The organism is Collinsella sp. AF31-11, from assembly GCF_003475605.1.
Classification (GTDB): domain Bacteria; phylum Actinomycetota; class Coriobacteriia; order Coriobacteriales; family Coriobacteriaceae; genus Collinsella.
In genome coordinates this window covers 193,450-212,476 of the sequence record NZ_QRQS01000003.1, presented here as the reverse complement: position 1 = coordinate 212,476, position 19,027 = coordinate 193,450, and the positions used below count along the sequence as shown (strand labels likewise).

Here is a 19,027-nt window from a genome sequence, read left to right as displayed (position 1 = left end):
ACGGAGGCGCCACTGGCGCCTCCTTTGCGTGCGGAACTCGTTGCGAGCAAAGGCCCGGGCCCTGCCCGCCCGATAGCCTTCCCCGCCCTGACGACTCGGCCGTTCGGGTCAGGTGGGCTGAATGGAATAGAGTGAATGGGCGTGCCGTCGGCACGCCCATTGTTTTGAAGGGAAATCATTTTGAGGAAGCACCCGCCCTGCCGGGGCTCCCGGGTTCCGTGACGACTCGGCCGTTCGGGTCAGGTGGGCTGAATGGGATTTGGACTCCAAGATTTCCAAAAAGTTAACCTTTGTTGACCTTAATAGTTAGATGAACTAAACTATTTTCTAAAAGTGTTCTCAAGCAAACTTGTTTACTCGGGTGCTGAGGCACCGTGCCGCGTCCAATGCGGCAAAAGGGAGAAGCAACATGAAGAAGTCGACGTTCAATACCCTGCTTGTCGGTGGCGGTTTTCTGCTCGGCACGGACGGCATCAAGCTGCTCACCAGCGCCCCGGTCAAGAACGCCTGCGTGCAGGGTGTCGCGTGCGGCATGCGCATCAAGAACGCCTACCAGGACATGGTCGAGCAGGCCAAGGCTAATGTCGACGACATGGTTGCCGAGGCGGCCTAAATCACCCAGAGCGAGGCCGCTGCTGACGAGGCAGCCGAGTAACGCTCCCAGGCACAAACTATGAGATTCTCGATTATGAGCGAGATCCCCGGCAGGACCCGTCTTCAATTGGCGGGTCCTGTGCCAGAGAGTGATCTCGATGCACTTCTTAAGCTTAGCGGCGATATCGACGGCGTGCACAAGGTGCGCGTTTATGGCCGCATCGGCCAGATGGCACTCGAATACGATGAGCCGCCCCGCGATGCCGTGCTGGCCGCCGTCGGTGCGCTCGATGCCCAGGCCATTGCCGACGCAAAGACGGGTTACGTGATGCAGCTTGAGCCACGCAAGCACAAGCTCGTCATGGATTTTGCCACACTTTTCGGCGCCCACTACGCGCGCCGCTGGTTCTTGCCGACGCCTCTGCGTGCGGTGTTTGTCGTGGCCGGTTACATCGCATTTTTGCGCGCTGCCCTTCATGAGCTGGTGCAGCGGCGCCTGGCTTGCGTGCTGACGACCGACGGCTGGAGCGAGGATGAGGTCCTGCGCCTTTCTGCCTGCCTGGAGGAGCATTTCCCGCATCCGGTGGCGCGCGCAGTCATCAACGCTGCTCGCGAGCGTGGGCTCGAACACCGCGAGCGCCATGCCGCCGTCGAGTACATCGTGGCGCACGGCATCGCTTCGTCCATCGAATGGCGTCGCGCCATCATCGGTTCCGCGCACTTTGTATTTGAGGACGAGAGTGCGCAGCTCGATTCCGACATTAAGGAACGCATTGAGTCCCAGATGCAGGGCCTGTCGCCGCTGTACCTGGCGGTCGACGGCAAGGTCGTCGGCGTGCTCGGCATCGAGGACCCGCTCAAGCTCGGGGTCCGTGAGGCCATCGCCGACCTACATGCGCTGGGCGTCAAACATGTCGTTATGCTTACGGGCGACTCCGAGCGCACGGCCGAGCGCATTGCGCGCGAGGCGGGTGTCGACGAGTTTAAGGCCGAGCTGCTGCCCGAGGACAAGTACGCCTATGTGGAGCGGATTAAGCGCGAGGGGCGCCACGTTGCCATGGTGGGCGACGGCGTCAACGACTCACCGGCGCTGGGCCTGGCCGATGTGGGTCTGGCCATGGGCGGTGGAAGCGACACTGCCAAGGAGGTCGCCGACATCATCCTGGCCGACACGGATCTCGCCGCACTCGTGCGCCTGCGCCGCATGAGCCAGGGCCTCATTGATCGTCTGACGAGTTCCTATTCTAAGGTGATGCTCACCAACTCGGCGCTGTTGGCATTGGGTATTATCGGCAGGATCACTCCGCAGACGTCGTCACTGCTGCACAACGGCTCAACGATCGCCTACAGCCTGGGCAACGCAAAGGCGTACCTGCGTTAGCGTTTTCGATTGAGTATATGGCCTGCACCCTGGCGGCATCGCAGCCGCCAGGGTGCAGGCCTTCTTTTGTTTGACGAGATGTTAGCTCAGATATATGATCGTGCTAGCACTGCTAGTAAGTTCTGAAGGTGAGGTTGAGATGGCTACCGTTGGCAGCATGGCGCAGGTGAATGTTCGCGTAGATCGCTCGGTTAAAGAGCGCGCCGAGGAAGCGCTGCAGCTTTCGGGCAGGTCACTGCCTGAGCTCATCAAAAAGGTGGTGGCCAAGGTCGCGCAGGGTGGCGGGCAGTGCGAGGAAGTGCTTGCGGCCGTCGACGACCGGCGGCAGACCGTCGCGCCCGATACTCCGTTCGCCGCATCATGGGCGGCGGCGGATCAGCTTTACGCGGACCTGGGCATCGCTACGTCGCACGTATCCGACGATCGCGATTGGGACACAATCTATTCGGAAGCCATGGACGAGCGCTATCGCCAAAAGGGGATGATCGTGTGAGCGGGGCTCCCCTCAAAATAATGGTGGATGCCAACGTATGGGTTGATTCGTTTTGCGTCGACCATGCCGAGTCGCTTGCCGCGCGTGCGTTTATTGGGCGGGCGATGGAGACGGGGGCGTTGCTGTTCTTTCCGGTGCATATCGCTAAGGACGTGCTGTACGTTGTCCAACACGAGCTGAAGCGTAGCGTTCTTGCCAGCGGGGGAGCGCTCGACGAGGCTTCTGCCCGCGCGATTGGCGATGCGGCGCTGGCGTTTGTTCGAAATATGACCGAAAACGCCACGGCCGTGGGTGCAGATGCGTCGGATCTTTGGCTGGCCAACAAATATCTGACGCTCCATCGCGATTACGAGGACAACTTGGTGCTCGCCGCATGCAAGCGCGCGCAGGTTGATTACTTGGTAACTAACGATCGCAAACTGCTCGAACATGCCGATCTTGCAGCAAAGACACCTCGTCAAATGATGCCGATTCTTGCTTTGGCCAAACGCGGCGGCGCGGCTATCGGTTGACGCGAACTGCTTGCGGGCCTCTTGGACGACGATGATCCAAGGGGCCCGCGTCTGCTATTTACAAAAGCTCGGCCTTAATGGCGGGACTTTCTGCGAGCTGCTCGGCTGCCTTTTCGTCGGAGCTGTCGAGTACTGCCAGACTGCGATAGACCCACTCGTTGACCTGGGTGTTCTTGACGCCTGCGGTTTGCATGAGGGCGCCTACCTCGCGGATTGCTGCGAGCAGATCAGCCTTGGGACCCGCGAGCTCGACTTCGATGCCGTGGTAGGCGGCCACGCCGCGGTTCTCACTCACGTGGTCGATAAAGTCCTCGACGGTCTCAAGCTGCTGGGCGAGAGCTGCATCATCGTCAGCGTCCAGCGCGACGAGTGCGTTCGATACCGTGAGGGCGGGATGTCCGCAGGGGACAAAGCCCTCGATGACATCCATAGCTTCGGTAATGGTTGAGCCCAGGCCTGCGAGGGCATTGACGAGTTGCTGCTTGGTATCCATAACGGTCCTTTCGACGGGTCAATTGTGCTTGGCGAAAATATACGTGACGCGATCGGTAGCAAAAGTGCGAAGTACAGCGCACATTGGGGTCTTCACAGCTCGTGGATAGAACATCTGTCTTCCTTGAGAACGTGGTAACATAGCACTTCACAAGCGGGGCTCGCCCCGTATGTTCCTTGAAAAGTCGACGGCTGTTGGGTACTCGTGCCCAATGCCATCCAGACTTTACCGACATTCGGGGGCGACTGGTTTCGACACGATAGCTCTGAGAGAGGAAGCAAGCCGAGGTCTCCTCGCCTCGTTAAACAGGGGTACCGTCAAATTGAATTGACAACAACTCTTCTTTTGAGCCTATGGCTCTCGCTGCTTAGTTTATAGCGGCGCGTCAACCCGGTGATTTCCCCGACACCGGCGCGACGTCATTTTAGGGGAATGCTCCTGCGCACGTAATCGGTATGGCGCAGGCTAAGACCGAACCGGTTAGGACGCCGCGAGCGTGTCGCTGCGCGCAAAGCGTCCGAGACAAAACCAGCGACTGAGCTTGGAGATGCCAATCAGGGGGCTTTCGTGGACCGGAGTTCGATTCTCCGCGCCTCCACCACAAGTAATAGGTAGGTAGATATTCGTATCTACCTACCTTTTTATTTCCAGCCCGTACCGCGGAGAATCGAACTCTATGCAGGGCGCGGGCGTAAAGAAAACGCGTGAGCGTTTTTAGCCCGCGGGCGAGGACGCCGGCAGGCGGCCGAAGCCGGTGCGGATTTGCGAAGCAAATACGCGGATTCTCCGCGCAAACTTCCGACTCAAAATGGATGCGATGTTTATCGAATCTCAGCTGGCCTCGCCCAGCATCAACGGATCCCCCCGTACCGCGGAGAATCGAACTCTATGCAGGGCGCGGGCGTAAAGAAAACGCGTGAGCGTTTTTAGCCCGCGGGCGAGGACGCCGGCAGGCGGCCGAAGCCGGTGCGGATTTGCGAAGCAAATACGCGGATTCTCCGCGCAAAGCTCCAGCTAGATATAGATGCGATGCCGATCGGGCGTCTTGCCCCGGACTCAACCCATCAACGGATCCTCCGTACCGCGGAGAATCGAACTCTATGCAGGGCGTGGGCGTAAAGAAAACGTCGCGGCAGCGCAGGGTGGGACGTGCTTTCCCAATGGCGGCCCAGGCGGAAAGTCCATCCCGGAATCCGCGCTCAGACTGGGACGTAGTTTCCGGATGGCGCCTCAAGCGGAAACTGCAACCCGGAATCGAGCCGTAGAGTGGGACGTGCTTTCCCAACGGCAGCTCAAGCGGAAAGCACATCCCGGAATCTCGCCTCAAACTGGGACACACTTTCCGCTTCACCTGCCGCCTCGAAAAACCCGCGCGCTTGCCATCCCAAAACTGGGTAGAAGAAGGCCAAAACGAAACAGCAGGAGGTCAACATGACTGCAGAAGATAAAGCAAAGAACGCCGGCAGGGTCGCGCTCGTCCTGGAGGGCGGTAGTTTTCGTGGGCAGTTTACCGCGGGCGTTCTCGACGTTCTCATGGAGGCCGGCGTCGAGATTCCGGCGGTATATGGCGTATCGGCCGGCGCCCTCAACGGCGTGAACTACAAGTCGCACCAGATCGGCCGTGCTAACCGTATCAACCTGGCTTTCTGCAACGACAACCGCTTCATGGGCGCCGCATCGTTTGCGTCCACGGGCTCCATCGTCGGCTACGACTTTATCTTCAACGATGTCCAGGACCGCCTGGATCCCTTTGACAGCGAGACGTTCGACGCGAGCCCCATCGAGATGTACGCCGTCGCGACGGACATGCTCTTTGGAACCGCCGCGTACCTGTCGGTCAAAAGTGCCGTGCTCGACCTCGACGCCGTGCGCGCATCGACGTCGCTGCCGCTGGTGACGCCACCGGTCGAGATTGACGGGCACAAATACGTCGACGGTGGCGTAGCCGATTCGGTCCCCATCGAGCACGTGCTGGAGGAGGCAGGCTTCGATCGCGCGGTCGTCATTGTCACGCAGGACCGCTCGTACGAGAAAAAGCCCTACGAGTTTATGCCCGCCGCACGAGCCCGCTATGCCGACTACCCCTATCTGCTTGAGGCTATCGAGACGCGCCACGACCGCTATAACATCCAGCGCATGCATCTGTGGAAGTATGAGCGTGAGGGCCGTGCGCTGGTCGTTGCTCCGCAAAAGCCGGTCGAGGTCGGCCATGTTGAGCACGATCCGGCAAAGCTCCTCGACCTGTATATTCAGGGCCGCCAGGAGGCAAAGCGCCTGCTGGGAGATATCGAGGCGTTTGTCGAGCGCTAGTGTCGCGACGTCATGACCCATGGACGACATGTGCAGAAACTCTGGTCGGAGTCAAAATACCTGTTGACTCGTACGGCGAGCGGGGTAATATGGACGGGTTACTTGCAGAGCCCCGTGAATCTCTGTAACAACACGTACTGTACATGGAGGAGTCTAAGTGATTTCGAAATCGACTCACTACGCCAAGCAGGGCGAGGTCCAGCGCAACTGGGTTCTCGTCGACGCCGATGGTGCTGTCCTGGGCCGTCTTGCCACCCAGATCGCAATGATCCTGCGCGGTAAGAACAAGCCTCAGTTCACGCCCAACAGCGACTGCGGCGACTTCGTTGTCGTCATCAACGCCGATAAGGTCCAGCTTACCGGTAACAAGGCCGACACGAAGACCTATTATCGCCACAGCGGCTACAACGGCGGCCTTAAGGCTGAGAGCTTCCGCCAGGCTATGGAGAAGCACCCGGAGAAGGTCATCGAGCGCGCTGTTCGCGGCATGCTGCCCAAGACCACCCTCGGCCGTGCCCAGATGACCAAGCTTAAGGTCTACGCTGGTGCCGAGCATCCGCACGCTGCCCAGAACCCCACGAAGATTGAGCTGGAGGCTTAAAGATGGCTGAGAACACCGTTGTCTACCAGGGTACCGGCCGTCGTAAGAACGCCGTCGCCCGCGTCCGTCTCGTCCCCGGCACCGGCAAGGTGACCATCAACAAGCGTGACGCCGAGCAGTATTTCGGCCGTCATCAGCTCGTTGAGAACGCTCTTGCTCCCTTCAAGGTGACCGACACTGCCGGTCAGTTCGACGTTATCGCTCTGTGCGATGGCGGCGGCATCTCCGGTCAGTCTGGCGCTCTGCGCCTGGGCATTGCTCGCGCTCTTCTGAACGCTGGCGACTACCGTGCTGATCTCAAGAAGGCCGGTTTCCTTACGCGCGATGCTCGCGTGGTCGAGCGCAAGAAGTACGGCCTCAAGAAGGCCCGCCGCGCTCCCCAGTTCTCCAAGCGCTAAGGTTTTATCTCCTTTCGAGATACAATGTACAAGCGGGGCCTGCCGATTCCTCGGCGGGTCCCGCTTTTCTTTTTCGACTAGGGTGGGCGGTTGCATATCGCCTGCTAGGGAAGGAGCGATCCTATGCCCCAGAACATCTTCGGTACCGACGGCGTCCGTGGCGTCGCCAATGCCGGCCTCTCGTGCGACCTCGCGTTTCGCCTGGGCCGCGCGGCGACCAAGTTCCTTGGTCCGGATATCTGTGTCGGCCGCGACACGCGTCTTTCGGGCACTATGCTCGAGAGCGCTCTGACCGCCGGCATCATGGCCGAGGGCGGCCGTCCGCACTGCTGCGGCGTCATCCCCACGCCGGCCGTGGCCCTGCTCACCGTTCAGAACGAGCTCGACGGCGGCATCGTCATCTCTGCTTCGCATAATCCGCCGGAGTTCAACGGCATCAAGTTTTTTAGCCGCAAGGGCATGAAGCTTCCCGATGCTGTCGAGGAAGAGATCAGCGCCTGGGTCATGTCCGAAGAAGCCATGGCTGCCGACACGCTGCCGACCGGTGCCGGCGTGGGCCACATCATTAAGATGAAGGATGCCCGCAAGGCATACGTCGACCACGCCATCGATACGCTTGATGGCCTGAGGCTCGACGGCCTGGTCGTTGCCGTCGACTGCGGTCACGGTGCTTCCTGCCAGACTACGCCCGTCGCTCTGCAGCGCTTGGGTGCCACGGTCCATGCCATCAACACCGATTACTGCGGCACTGACATTAACGTTGAGTGCGGCTCCACTCACCTCGAGCCCCTGCGCGAGCTCGTACTGCGCACCCATGCTGACATCGGTCTGGCCCACGACGGCGACGCCGACCGCGTACTGTTCGTGGACAGCGAGGGCAATGAGATCGACGGTGACTACATCCTGGCTATCTGCGGTTCTGACCTCGCCGCTCGCGGCAAGCTCGCCAACTCCGAGATCGTCTCGACCGTCATGTGCAACCTTGGCTTCTCCATCGCTATGAAGGAGCAAGGCTTCGAGATGGTTCAGACTGCCGTGGGCGACCGCTACGTTCTGGAGCGCATGCTCGCGGACGGCGCCGTCATCGGCGGCGAACAGTCCGGCCACATCATCTTCCTGGAGCACAACACCACCGGTGACGGCCTGGTGACGGCTCTGCAGCTGCTGGCCGTGCTCAAGCGCACCGGTCGTACCCTCACCGATCTTGCCGGCATCATGAAGAAGTACCCGCAGGTACTCGTTAACGTGCATTCCGACAACAAGGCTGGTCTGGACGATTGCCAGCCCATCTGGGATGCCGTCGCTGCTGCCGAGAAGGAGCTTGACGGCCGCGGCCGCATTCTGGTGCGTCCGAGCGGTACCGAGCCACTGGTCCGCGTGATGGCCGAGGCCGAGACGCACGAGCTGACCCAGCGCGTTGTCGACGACATCGTCGAGGTTGTCAAGCGCGAACTTCCCTAATGGTCAAAAATGGGTGCCAAGTGGTAAACTGTTAAGGTTATTTGATTGATTGGTATGTCCGAGGGGGAGCATGTTCACTAAAGTCCTAAGGTCTTTTGGTATGCGTGGTCGAGTCCTTACGCTGGATGCTCCCATCTCGGGCGACGTCATTCCGCTCTCCGAGGTAAACGACCAGACGTTTGCCACCGGTCTTTTGGGCCAGGGCGTGGCGATTCAGCCCACCGGAACGCGTGTGATTGCACCGGCTGATGCCAAGGTCGAGGCCATTTTTCCCACGGGGCACGCCGTTGCGCTTAACACGGTCGATGGCCTGGACGTGCTCATCCACGTTGGTTTGGACACTGTTCAGCTCGAGGGCAAGCACTTTACCGTACATGCGCAAGTGGGTGACATCGTCCATAAGGGCGATGTGCTCATTGAGTTTGATCGCGAGGCAATTGCTGCCGAGGGCTACGATGTGACGGTTCCCATCTTGGTGTGCAACTCCGTTGAGTTCTCGAGCATCAAGGGCTCCGTTGGCGTGCATATCGAAGAGATGGACCAGCTCATCGTTGCTCGCGAGCGCTAGCAAGTGCACGTGGCCATTAGCCTACAATTCAAACACGTTTACGGAGGGCGCCCTTGAAAGAGGGCGCCCTCCGTGGCAAGATGGGATTTGTCCGAAGCTAAAAGGCTTCGGGTCACCGTGGACGGGCAGGGGCCTCGACGCGGCTAGACACGAGACACATACATTACGCGACCTCGCCCTGGTGGCCGCACACGTTGGTTGCGGCCGACGCGGGCCGCGGGCAAGTGCTTGTAAGGGGAGCCTTGCCTCTCTTGTACGAGAAAGGATGCGTAATGAAGATCATTAAAGCTAAAGACTACGAGGATATGAGCCGCAAGGCCGCCAATATTATCTCGGCGCAGGTTATCCTCAAGCCCGACTGTGTGCTGGGCCTTGCCACCGGCTCTACCCCGATCGGTGCCTACAAGCAGCTCGCTGCTTGGTACAAGAAGGGCGACGTCGACTTTGCCGAGGTCAGCACCTACAACCTGGACGAGTATCGCGGCCTTTCGCACGACGATCCCCAGAGCTATCACTACTTTATGCGTAAGAACTTCTTCGATCACATCAACATCGACCTGAACAACACGCATGTGCCCGACGGTTCCAACCCCGATGCCGCCGCTGCCTGCTCTGAGTACGACAAGGTCGTCGCTGCCGCCGGTTATCCCGATCTGCAGCTGCTCGGCATTGGTAACAACGGTCATATCGGCTTCAACGAGCCCGACGACTACTTCTCCAAGGGCACGCACTGCGTCGATCTCACCGAGAGCACCATTCAGGCCAACAGCCGTCTGTTCGACAGCATCGACGATGTCCCTCGTCAGGCCTACACCATGGGTACCCAGACCATCATGTATGCCCGCATGATCCTGGTCGTCGCCAACGGCGAGGCCAAGGCTCAGGCCGTGCATGACATGTGCTATGGCCCGGTTACGCCCGAGTGCCCGGCTTCGATCCTACAGCTGCACACCAACTGCGTTGTCGTTGCCGACGAGGCCGCCCTTTCGCTCTGCGAGTAGCGCGAATCCTGCACCTCGACATAGCCTTGCCTAAGGCCTCCGCATTGCGGGGGCCTTTTTGCTATCCCTTTCCGCCCACTTGACCAAGATCTTGCCGCAAGCTTGACGAATGCTGGATGCCCAACAGCTTGATTCATCCCATACCATATTCTATGCAAAAATGCCACTAAAAGGTCGTAGACGGTAGCGGGTGCTAGGCGAGTTGAATGACATGGCTGAACCTTGTTCATTTACGTTACACTGCCGCTTAGATGGGACAAGCTGACAAGCTCATTTACCTGCTTAAAGACCGATTAGTCGGGGGATTAATAACAATCTGCCCTTGCTGTACAAAAACTTGCCGCTTGCGTACCAAAAGACAACCTAAAGCACAAGGTCGCTCTATTCATAGCGCGGCCTGTATGGTCTTGCGGTTACAGTGTCCATACGGTCGAGTTGAGGAGCGGGCATGGTAAACGATTTGAGCAGTATAGACGACCTCGAGCTGATGCCGCTGGGCGGAGGCTATATGGTGCGACGCGAGCGCTTGATGAATGAGCTTATAGCCAAGGGCCGAAAGGCCGGCATCGTGGTTCTTTATGCGCCCGACGGGTTTGGGAAGACCTCGGTGCTGCTGCAGTACACCCATGAGGTTAAATGCGACCCGACGCGAGGCCCCGTGCGGATTATCGAGGCCGATCGCGCCATTGGGCGCGAGGTGTTTATGCAGCTCGAGGTGGTTACCGAAGAACTCAAAGACAAACCGCACTCCCTTATCGCGATTGATAATGTGCCAAACCTCGATCAGCACGATACCGAAGACCTCATCGACAGGATTCGCGGCCTGCGCGCTATGGGGGTAGGGGTCTTTATCTCCTGCCGTCCTTCAAATCGTCAGCTGATTCACGGGCTGGGCGATTCGGTTAAGATCAATGCGCAGATGCTCAAGGTGCATGCCTATGAGTATTCGGCGTGGGCATCGGCGTTTTCGATCAGCACGTCGCTCGACTTTTATCAGCTCACGCAGGGCGTGCCCGAGCTCGTTTCAGCATTGCAGACGGGTCTTTATGGCCAAGGCGACGTAGCCGGTCTGCTCGAAAACGAGATTGTCAACGTATATGGCGCGGCACTTGCCGATCTGGCTTCGCTCGACAATAATGCGCTGTTTTGCGTGGCATGTCTCATGATTTTGATGGGCGAGGGCAATATCGCAGAACTCGAGGCTTGTGGGGTGAGGCTGTCGATGGTCGACCAGTCCTACTTTGTACGCGACTACCCGATCTTTGGCTTGGACCCCGCCGAGCGGAGTTTTACGTGTCTGGGTACGGAGGATAACGGACGCTTGCGTTTGCGTAAGTTGGTGGCCGAGGTTCGCCCCGAACTTGTTCCGAGGGCGGCCCGGATTTTGCTTAAGGCGGGCCGATGCGATGCGGCGATGGGCCTGACGGACGCCTTTTTGGACCGTGATGCGGTCCTTGAACTTGCTGGTCAGTATGGGGTCGATCTTGCTCTGACGGGGCACGGGGCCGATATCTGCCGAGCGGCGCTGGGCACGATCGATGTCGACGATCCGGCTCCAGAGCCAACGCCTGCCGAGGCGCTTGGCGTATATCTGGCAGCGGTCAGCGTGTCCAATACAAAGCTCGCTCGCTATATGGCATCGGTTATCGAGCGCGGGGGCGAACGGGCCGCCTGCGAAATAGACCCTGTTTCATGGAGGGTGGCCCAGACACTGACGGCTGTTTGCTATGGGGACAACGGGCTTGGGCTTCCTGCGAACCTGGCCGTGCCAGAAATCGAGACATCCCATACTGCACTCGATATGTTGTCCGCGCATATCGAGGTCAAGCGCTGTCTGACCGAGCGGGGAGATGACGGCGGCGTTCTACAGCGGCTCAAAACGAGCAAGGCCTACGACTGTGAGCTCGACATTGCGGGGATTGTTACACGGGCCGATAGCATGCTGGTGGAGCTCTTTGATGGGTCGTTCGCGGGAACCGACGAGCGCGACGACGAGATGACGGTGGTGCGGGAGGCGCTCGACGTGCGTGGGCTTAAGGCGATGGCTATCTGGGTGCGTATGGTGTTGGCGGCACGGCGGCTCCTTTCCGGCTTGCCGGTAACCGACGACGCGGCGTTCAACGAGCTCGATCGTTTTGCCGTGCGCATGCGCGACAACCAGATTCAGCTGTTTGGCCTGTTGCTAGAAGGCTGGCAGTCGCTGGCAGAGGGACGGCCGGTTAATGCAAAGTTCCGTGCGGTCCAAGTGCTCAAACTTGCCGAGGAGTCGATTGCGTACATGCGCGATAACGCATTGCTGCTGGAGCGCGCGGCGTATCTGCGTAACACCTCGATGGTTTCGGTGCGCGAGGAAGCGGAGTTACTCGATATAAGCCAGACACAGGTTGGTGGAGCGGAGGCCTGGATGGTGGCGCTGCATTTGGCCTGTGCGGGCCGAGACAGCGACCTTGCGGCCTGGATGTCCATGAATCGTGCGGGGATTCTAGAGCCGTCGTATCGGCTCTTTGCGCGCCTTGCCATGCATTGTCTGGGCGAGCCGGCGGCCAGGATACGCAAGAAGCTTCCCGTGCGAGAGCTGTCGCGGTACTCGCTGCGCGACGATTTGGAAGGGGAGGGCGAGCGCCTGTTCCAGGCCAGCGAGGTTGAAGCCGTTGATACCATCGACCATATCGAGATTCGCATGTTTGGTGCGTTTCGCGCCGAGCGCGACGGGTTTCCCATCACGGACAAAATGTGGCGCCGCAAGAAGGCGGCGACGCTTGCCGAGCGGCTTGCACTGGGCATGGATGCGCTCGTCGACCGCGAGACGCTGGCAATGGAGCTGTGGCCCCATGCCGAGTTTAATAGCGCCCGTAACAACCTGTACTCGACGATATCGCGCTTGCGGTCGGCTTTGGGACCGACGCCGGATGGCAAGTCGTGTGTACTCATCCAAAATGAATGCATCGGACTCAACGGCGACTACGTCAAGACCGATGTGCGGCTGTTTGACCAGATAAGCCGTGAGGTTTTGGGAAATCGTACGGGTGCGCGCGGGCCCCATTTAGTTGAGCTGTGCCTTAAGATTGAGCAGCTTTATGCCGGACCGCTGTATGTTCCCAATGGCTGTAATCCAACCTACTTTTTGCGTATGCGACGCATTATGCAGTCAAAGTACATCGATTGCATGATTAAGGGAGCAAATGCCGCTCTAGAAGAAAACGATCTGCAGTCGGCGATTTGGCTGGCGGAGTCGGGACTTCGGCAGGAAACGGCGCGTGAGGATATGGTGCGCTGTGCCATGCGTGTCTACAGTGCGGCGGGGCGGAGGCGCGATATCGTCGAGCTGTACAGCGGGCATATGCACCATCTGAGGGAGCAGGTCAATGGCGTACCCGAGCCCGAGACGCGGCGTCTATATGAGCGCTTGGTGGAGGGTCGGCTCAACCGCGTGCTGGTCGAGCGATAAAAAAACGGGCGCCCGAAGTACTTGGGCGCCCGTAAGCTTGCTATGTGTTGGCTCGCCGGATCATTGGCTCTTAGACGAGCTTGATCTTCTCGATATCCTTGCGCGAGGACTCTCGATACAGCGAGAACTTGCGGCCGATGACCTGGACGACCTCGGCGTGGCAGCGCTCAGCGAGCTCTTCGGCGGCCTCGCGGGCGGAAAGACTGGAGCCGTCCAGCACGGAGCACTTAACGAGCTCGTGCTTCTCCAGGTAGGCGACCGTCTGCTCGACGGTGCCCTCGTTGACATCGGACTTGCCGATGATGATGGCGGGGTTGAGGTGATGGGCCATGCTGCGAAGCTGCTTGACTTGGGCTCCTGTCAGTGCCATGGGTTCTCGCTTTCTATGTATGGGGCGCCCCGCGACGGGGCCTTAATCTACGTGAGCTGTCCCACGATAGCGCAGGAACGGCGCGGTGTGGAGTGCGTTTGCCCAGTTCGCAAAGAATGCGGATGCCGAGTGAGTGGGCGGTGCGGGCTGCGAACAGGCTATGAGCTGGGCGCAGAGACCGGCTCCCATGCAATAAACGCCCAACGAACCTTGCGGACATGATCGAGCATATAGCGCCCCTGCGGCACGCCCTTGGAGCCCGGCTCACCGGCATGGGGGTTCTCAATCATGTGTTGAGCGATGTAGTCGCGCAGGCGGTCGATCTTATCCTCGTTGCCATGCTCGAGCATACGGGAAAAATCCGCCACACCTGCTTCAAGGCTGTCGAAGGTATCGCGACGATGCGATTCAAAGTACGTGACCTGCGGCAGCGCACCCATCTGAATAAGGATATTTAAGGCATACACAAAGCCATTGCTGCAGGTAACCGAGGCGCCGATGGCGTTCATCAGGTGCAGATCATAGCGCGGGCTGGAGTTGGCGACCATCGTGACGGCACAACGCCGACGAGCCGTACGATCAAGCTTGGCAAGCGCACCTTTTAGATTAGTCGTCGTAACCGACCGACTGGCAAAGGCAACATCCACCGCCTTTGCGACCGGTCCAACCAAATCCCAATCATCATCCCAAGCAAGCTCAAGCGGCGTAATGCGATTCTCGAGCCCATAGTACTCAATGCCAGCATCAAGCGTGCCCAACATAGCAGGGGAGAAATCAGCCGCAATCACAGGATGCCCAGCCTGAGCAAGCGGAATAGCAATCGACCCAGCCCCACATCCCATATCCAGCACCGACTCGCGGGGCTCAAGCGCCAATAGCTTTATAAAATCCCGGGCATACGGAGCAGTCTCAAGTGGCCGAAAATGCCAAGCTCGCTTATCCCATTCAAAAGAATCATCAGCCCGCCGCCGACTAGCTTGCAAGCGCACCATTCGCCATTCCAATCCGCGGAAAGCAGCTCAGAATGAATCAAATCATCAGCCACGGGCCATTTCCCCTCACAACAAAAAAGCGACTCCTCCCAAAAGAAGAGCCGCAACCAGCATATATCAGAAAGAACCGATCCAACGCCAAACCGCCACACCAGCCTAGTGGTGCAGGAGCGAAGCAACTGCAACCGGGATAGAACCCAACTGAGGTCCCGTTGTGCGGGAGCCCCGGGGAGGGCAAATATATAAGGTCGATCGCGAGTTCCGCACGAGCCGGAGAGCACTTAATGTGCTCTCCGTGCGAGTCAGGACTGTTCGAGCAGGCGACCTTATATATTTGCCCTCCCCGGGGCTCCTCGCCCGAACCCCTCAGCTAGTTCTTCAGCGAGTTCAGCGGTGCCGGGAAGCGTCCACCGCGATGGGCAAGCACGGTGCCGGCGTTGGGGTTCACCGGCATGATGGGTGCACGGCCGAACAGGCCACCGTACTCGACGCAGTCGCCCACGCCCTTGTCGATGGCAGGGATCACGCGGACGGCCGTGGTCTTGTTGTTGATGACGCCGATGGCCATCTCGTCGGCGATGATGCCGGCGATGGTCTCGACCGGGGTGTCGCCGGGGATAGCGATCATGTCCAGGCCGACGGAGCACACGCAGGTCATGGCCTCGAGCTTCTCGAGCGAAAGCGCACCGGCCTCGACGGCGGCGATCATACCGGCGTCCTCGGACACAGGGATGAAAGCGCCCGAGAGGCCGCCCACGCTGGAGCTGGCCATGACGCCGCCCTTTTTGACGGCATCGTTGAGCATGGCGAGCGCACAGGTCGTGCCGGGGCCACCGCAGGTGCCCACGCCGATGATCTCGAGGATGCGCGCGACGGAGTCGCCGATGGCAGGCGTGGGAGCCAGCGACAGGTCGACAATGCCTTTCTCGACACCCAGACGATGGGCGGCCTCGCGGCTCATGAGCTCGCCGGCGCGGGTGATCTTAAAGGCGGTCTGCTTAATCTTCTCGGCGACTTCCATCATCGATGCGGAATCGGGCAGCGTCTCCAGGGCTGCGGCCATAACGCCGGGGCCCGAGACGCCTACGTTGATGACGGCGTCGGCCTCGCCACCGCCGTGGACGGCGCCCGCCATAAACGGGGAGTCCTCGACCATGTTGGCAAAGCAGACAAACTTGGAGGCGCCAACGGAATCCTGGTCGGCCGTGAGCTTGGCGGCGTCGATGATGGTCTGGGCGGCCATGAGCACGGCATCCATGTTGATACCGGCGCGCAGGCTAGCGACGTTGACGCTGGAGCAGACGCGGCTCGTGGTGGCGAGCGCCTGCGGAATGGACTGGATGACGCGGCGGTCGGCGTCGCCGATGCCCTTCTGGACGAGTGCGGAGAAGCCGCCCAGGTAATCGATGCCGAGCGTCTCTGCCGCGCGGTCGAGGGCATGCGCGATGGGGGTGAGGTCCTCATCCTTGCAGCACGCGGCGATCTGCGCCACCGGGGTGACGGAAACGCGCTTGTTGACGATGGGGATACCGTACTCGCGCTCGAGGTTCTCGGCGGTCTCGACCAGATGTTCAGCCGTGTGCGTCACGTGGTCGTAGATCTTCGTGCACATGCGGTCGAGGTTCTCGTCACCGCAACCCATGAGCGAAACACCCATGGTGATGGTCCTGATGTCGAGGTTCTGCTCCTCAACCATGCCGCGGGTTTCCGCGATTTCTGCGGGCGTGATCGCCATCCTTGCGCTCCTATCTGCCAAAACGAGCATAGTCTTTTCTATTCTAACGTGCCGCACGTGCCAAGTGGCGCGTGCGGCACGTTTTGGTGCGGGGTTGTTTCCGTTGTGTTACCGCCCAAAGACCTCTTCGGCGATACGGGCGCTTTCGGCGGCGTCCTTGGCGTAGTAGTCCGCGCCGATCTGCTTGGCGTATTCGGGGGTGAGTACGGCGCCGCCTACGATGATCTTGACGTCCGGCACCTCGGCATGAAGCAGCTTGATGGTCTCTTCCATGGCCACGACGGTGGTGGTCATAAGCGCCGAGAGGCCGACGAGTTTGATATCGCGCTTCTTGACGGTCTTGAGTACCTCCTGCGGATCGACGTCGCGGCCCAGGTCAAAGACGGTGTATCCGTAGTTGTCGAGCAGCATCTTAACGATGTTTTTGCCAATATCGTGGATGTCGCCCTTGACGGTGGCCACGCAGATCTTGCCCTTGTCGGCAATCTCGCCGGCGGGCATCAGGCGCTTGATGGTGTCGAAGCCCACGCGTGCGGCCTCGGCCGAGGCCATAAGCTGCGGCAAGAAGAACTTGCCCTGGTCAAAGAGGACGCCAACCTCGTCGAGGGCGGGGATAAAGTGATTGTTGATGAGGTCCATGGCGTCGTGGTCTGCCAGCAGACGCTCGGTCTCGGCGGCGATCTCGCCTTTGCGGCCCGAGACGACCATGCGACGAATCGGGTCGTCGTTGCCGTCGGTGCCGGCGGTGCCGGCAGCGGGCGCAGCGTCGGTCGATACCGCCTTGGCCGCCGCCGGGTTCGCGGCGATCTTGTACGGATCGGTCCAGCCGGCGTAGCGCTCGATGTATCCGGTCGAGCCCTCGTCCTCGACACTCAAGACGCGATAGCTGTAGACGGTGTCCATAAAGCGCTTGGAACCTGGGTTCATGATGGGGGCGTCCAGGCCCGCGCCAAAAGCGGCGGCCAAAAAGACCGAGCCCAGAAGCGGGCGGGCAGGCAGGCCAAAGCTGATGTTTGACACGCCGAGTGCGCATTTGACGCCCAGACGCTCCTTGCACAGGGACATGGCGCGCAGGATCTGCTCGGCCTGGCGCTGGTTGGTCGAGGCGGTCATGACCAGGCAGTCGATGAGGATGCGGTCCGGTCCGATGCCGTAGCGGGCAGCCTCGGCCACGATGCGCTCGGCGATGGCGAAGCGGGCCTCGGCGGTATCGGGGATGCCGCCTTCGTCGAGCGTGAGGCCGACAACGTTGGTGCCGTAGTGGGCGACCAACGGAAAGATCTCATTCATGATCTGCTGCTTGCCGTTGACCGAGTTGATGATGGGCTTGCCGGCATAGCGGCGCACGGCGGCCTCGACGGCGGCGGGATCGGTGGAGTCGATCTGCAGGGGCAGCAGCGTGGAGCCTTGGAGCTGCTCGGTCGCTTGCTGGATGACCTTGACCTCGTCGATCTCGGGCAGGCCCACGTTGACGTCCAGGATATCGGCACCCTGCTCTTGCTGGCTGATGCCCTGGCTTACGACGTAGTCCAGGTCGCCGTCGCGTAGGGCCTGCTGCAGGCGCTTTTTGCCGGTGGGGTTGATGCGCTCGCCGATGACGGCGATCTTGTGGCCGTCGCAGGGGAGGTCCACGACCGTCTGGGCGCTCGTGACCGACATACTGGGCTTGCGATGGCGTGGGCTGGGCGTGTGGTTGTCGATGAGGGTGCGAAGTGCCGCCATGTGCGCCGGCGTGGTACCGCAGCATCCGCCGACGACGCTCACGCCGTCCTCGATCATGCCGGCGACGGCCTCGGCGTATTCGGGTGCCTGGATATCAAAGACGGTATTGCCGTCATCGTCCACGCGGGGCAGTCCCGCATTGGCCTGCACCATAACGGGCTTGTCGGTAACGGTGAGCATGCGCGCGGCGAGTCCTCGGAGCTCGGCCGGGCCCTGGCTGCAGTTGATGCCCAGGACGTCGGCGCCGATGGCGTCGAGGGTGATGGCGGCGACCTCGGGGCTCGTGCCCAAGAAGGTGCGGCCGTCTTCCTCAAAGGTCATGGTGGCAAAGACGGGCAAGTCGGAGTTCTCGCGGCAGGCGAGGGCTGCCGCCTTGATCTCGGCCAGGTCGGTCATAGTCTCGATAATAAAGAGGTCGACGCCCGCGGCGACGCCGGCGCGCACCTCCTCGGCAAAGAGATCGTAGGCCTCGTCGAAGCTGAGGGTGCCCAGGGGGCGCAGCAGGGCGCCGATGGGGCCGATGTCGCCGGCGACGTAGCGGGCGCCGGCCTCGTGGGCGCAGGTGACGGCCGCGGCAAAGACGTCTGCCACGGTGGCGGTGCCGTCGAGCTTGTGGGCGTTGGCACCAAAGGTGTTAGCGGTGATCACGTCACAGCCAGCCTCGACGTACTGACGCTGGATATCGGTGATGACCTGGGGCTCCTCAAAGTTGAGCAGCTCGGGCAGGGCGCCGGCCTTCATGCCGGCCGCCTGCAGCATGGTGCCCATGCCGCCGTCGAACAGCAGGTGCCCGGTGCCCTTGATGGCGGCGCGCAGGCGATCGTCCTTAATGTGCAGGTCGTCGATCGTGCGCGTCTTGTACGTGGCGCCGTTACAACGCGCAGTATTGACGGGCGCTGCCAGCGCGGTACCGTCGAAATCATGGGTGATAAGCGGAGTAAACATCGA

The 19,027-nt window shown here is 60.4% G+C and carries 17 protein-coding genes and 1 other RNA gene; 12 read left to right on the top strand and 6 right to left on the bottom strand.

Features of this window, described 5'->3' with window-relative positions:
* Positions 1-409: 409 nt before the first annotated feature.
* The 4 genes from DWZ22_RS02975 (at position 410) to DWZ22_RS02965 (ending at position 2,980) form a co-directional block, all read left to right on the top strand.
* Positions 410-613 (top strand): DUF6110 family protein, encoded by a 204-nt coding sequence (locus DWZ22_RS02975; RefSeq protein WP_118405370.1) that lies wholly within the window; start codon positions 410-412, stop codon positions 611-613.
* 120 nt (positions 614-733) lie between these two features.
* On the top strand, positions 734-1,975 hold the full coding sequence (locus DWZ22_RS02970) for an HAD-IC family P-type ATPase (RefSeq protein ID WP_233546431.1): 1,242 nt from the start codon (positions 734-736) through the stop codon (positions 1,973-1,975).
* Between the two features lie 139 nt (positions 1,976-2,114).
* Positions 2,115-2,468, top strand: a complete 354-nt coding sequence (locus tag DWZ22_RS10215) for a hypothetical protein (protein WP_158550206.1) — start codon at positions 2,115-2,117, stop codon at positions 2,466-2,468.
* Positions 2,465-2,980, top strand: coding sequence for a PIN domain-containing protein (locus DWZ22_RS02965; protein WP_158550205.1), 516 nt, complete (start codon positions 2,465-2,467; stop codon positions 2,978-2,980). Before DWZ22_RS10215 ends, DWZ22_RS02965 begins: the two co-directional genes overlap by 4 nt.
* Positions 2,981-3,038: 58 nt before the next feature.
* On the opposite strand, the gene DWZ22_RS02960 is transcribed toward DWZ22_RS02965, so the two are convergent.
* A complete protein-coding gene (locus DWZ22_RS02960) occupies positions 3,039-3,473 on the bottom strand; it encodes a hypothetical protein (protein WP_117793970.1) in 435 nt (144 codons plus the stop codon).
* A 237-nt stretch (positions 3,474-3,710) separates the two neighbouring features.
* On the opposite strand from DWZ22_RS02960, the gene ssrA reads away from it, so the two are divergent.
* From ssrA to DWZ22_RS02920, 8 genes are all read left to right on the top strand, one after another.
* Positions 3,711-4,074, top strand: a transfer-messenger RNA (tmRNA) gene (ssrA, locus tag DWZ22_RS02955).
* A gap of 830 nt (positions 4,075-4,904) precedes the next feature.
* Positions 4,905-5,783 (top strand): patatin family protein, encoded by an 879-nt coding sequence (locus tag DWZ22_RS02950; RefSeq protein WP_117734642.1) that lies wholly within the window; start codon positions 4,905-4,907, stop codon positions 5,781-5,783.
* A gap of 157 nt (positions 5,784-5,940) precedes the next feature.
* On the top strand, positions 5,941-6,384 hold the full coding sequence (gene rplM, locus DWZ22_RS02945) for a 50S ribosomal protein L13 (RefSeq protein WP_022094635.1): 444 nt from the start codon (positions 5,941-5,943) through the stop codon (positions 6,382-6,384).
* Between the two features lie 2 nt (positions 6,385-6,386).
* A complete protein-coding gene (rpsI, locus tag DWZ22_RS02940; RefSeq protein WP_022094634.1) occupies positions 6,387-6,782 on the top strand; it encodes a 30S ribosomal protein S9 in 396 nt (131 codons plus the stop codon).
* A 123-nt stretch (positions 6,783-6,905) separates the two neighbouring features.
* Positions 6,906-8,243 carry a phosphoglucosamine mutase gene (glmM, locus tag DWZ22_RS02935; RefSeq protein WP_118345636.1) on the top strand — a complete coding sequence of 446 codons (1,338 nt, stop codon included), beginning with the start codon at positions 6,906-6,908 and terminating at the stop codon, positions 8,241-8,243.
* Positions 8,244-8,313: 70 nt separating this feature from the next.
* Positions 8,314-8,811 (top strand): PTS glucose transporter subunit IIA, encoded by a 498-nt coding sequence (locus DWZ22_RS02930; RefSeq protein ID WP_118405368.1) that lies wholly within the window; start codon positions 8,314-8,316, stop codon positions 8,809-8,811.
* A 272-nt stretch (positions 8,812-9,083) separates the two neighbouring features.
* Positions 9,084-9,812: a glucosamine-6-phosphate deaminase gene (gene nagB / locus DWZ22_RS02925; RefSeq protein WP_118405367.1), complete on the top strand. Its 729-nt coding sequence runs from the start codon at positions 9,084-9,086 to the stop codon at positions 9,810-9,812.
* 448 nt (positions 9,813-10,260) lie between these two features.
* Positions 10,261-13,260, top strand: a complete 3,000-nt coding sequence (locus DWZ22_RS02920) for a BTAD domain-containing putative transcriptional regulator (RefSeq protein ID WP_118405366.1) — start codon at positions 10,261-10,263, stop codon at positions 13,258-13,260.
* A gap of 70 nt (positions 13,261-13,330) precedes the next feature.
* Here the strand turns inward: DWZ22_RS02920 and DWZ22_RS02915 are convergent, their stop codons facing one another.
* From DWZ22_RS02915 to DWZ22_RS02900, 5 genes are all read right to left on the bottom strand, one after another.
* Positions 13,331-13,630: a YhbY family RNA-binding protein gene (locus tag DWZ22_RS02915; RefSeq protein WP_006234690.1), complete on the bottom strand. Its 300-nt coding sequence runs from the start codon at positions 13,628-13,630 to the stop codon at positions 13,331-13,333.
* Positions 13,631-13,788: 158 nt separating this feature from the next.
* Positions 13,789-14,505, bottom strand: coding sequence for a methyltransferase domain-containing protein (locus DWZ22_RS02910; protein ID WP_233502114.1), 717 nt, complete (start codon positions 14,503-14,505; stop codon positions 13,789-13,791).
* 5 nt (positions 14,506-14,510) lie between these two features.
* Positions 14,511-14,675, bottom strand: a complete 165-nt coding sequence (locus DWZ22_RS10255) for a hypothetical protein (RefSeq protein ID WP_199406600.1) — start codon at positions 14,673-14,675, stop codon at positions 14,511-14,513.
* Positions 14,676-14,992: 317 nt separating this feature from the next.
* Positions 14,993-16,357 carry a PFL family protein gene (locus tag DWZ22_RS02905; protein WP_117734638.1) on the bottom strand — a complete coding sequence of 455 codons (1,365 nt, stop codon included), beginning with the start codon at positions 16,355-16,357 and terminating at the stop codon, positions 14,993-14,995.
* A 108-nt stretch (positions 16,358-16,465) separates the two neighbouring features.
* Entirely contained in the window at positions 16,466-19,024 is a 2,559-nt protein-coding gene (locus tag DWZ22_RS02900) for a homocysteine S-methyltransferase family protein (protein ID WP_199583425.1), read from the bottom strand.
* Positions 19,025-19,027 lie beyond the last annotated feature (3 nt).

What these genes read in the sequence shown, in the direction of transcription:
- DWZ22_RS02975 (WP_118405370.1), top strand. Translation starts at nt 410, where the DNA reads ATGAAGAAGTCGACGTTCAATACCCTGCTTGTCGGTGGCGGTTTTCTG.
- DWZ22_RS10215 (WP_158550206.1), top strand. Translation starts at nt 2,115, where the DNA reads ATGGCTACCGTTGGCAGCATGGCGCAGGTGAATGTTCGCGTAGATCGC.
- DWZ22_RS02960 (WP_117793970.1), bottom strand. Translation starts at nt 3,473, where the DNA reads ATGGATACCAAGCAGCAACTCGTCAATGCCCTCGCAGGCCTGGGCTCA.
- DWZ22_RS02950 (WP_117734642.1), top strand. Translation starts at nt 4,905, where the DNA reads ATGACTGCAGAAGATAAAGCAAAGAACGCCGGCAGGGTCGCGCTCGTC.
- rpsI (WP_022094634.1), top strand. Translation starts at nt 6,387, where the DNA reads ATGGCTGAGAACACCGTTGTCTACCAGGGTACCGGCCGTCGTAAGAAC.
- glmM (WP_118345636.1), top strand. Translation starts at nt 6,906, where the DNA reads ATGCCCCAGAACATCTTCGGTACCGACGGCGTCCGTGGCGTCGCCAAT.
- DWZ22_RS02930 (WP_118405368.1), top strand. Translation starts at nt 8,314, where the DNA reads ATGTTCACTAAAGTCCTAAGGTCTTTTGGTATGCGTGGTCGAGTCCTT.
- nagB (WP_118405367.1), top strand. Translation starts at nt 9,084, where the DNA reads ATGAAGATCATTAAAGCTAAAGACTACGAGGATATGAGCCGCAAGGCC.
- DWZ22_RS02920 (WP_118405366.1), top strand. Translation starts at nt 10,261, where the DNA reads ATGGTAAACGATTTGAGCAGTATAGACGACCTCGAGCTGATGCCGCTG.
- DWZ22_RS02915 (WP_006234690.1), bottom strand. Translation starts at nt 13,630, where the DNA reads ATGGCACTGACAGGAGCCCAAGTCAAGCAGCTTCGCAGCATGGCCCAT.
- DWZ22_RS02905 (WP_117734638.1), bottom strand. Translation starts at nt 16,357, where the DNA reads ATGGCGATCACGCCCGCAGAAATCGCGGAAACCCGCGGCATGGTTGAG.
- DWZ22_RS02900 (WP_199583425.1), bottom strand. Translation starts at nt 19,024, where the DNA reads ATGTTTACTCCGCTTATCACCCATGATTTCGACGGTACCGCGCTGGCA.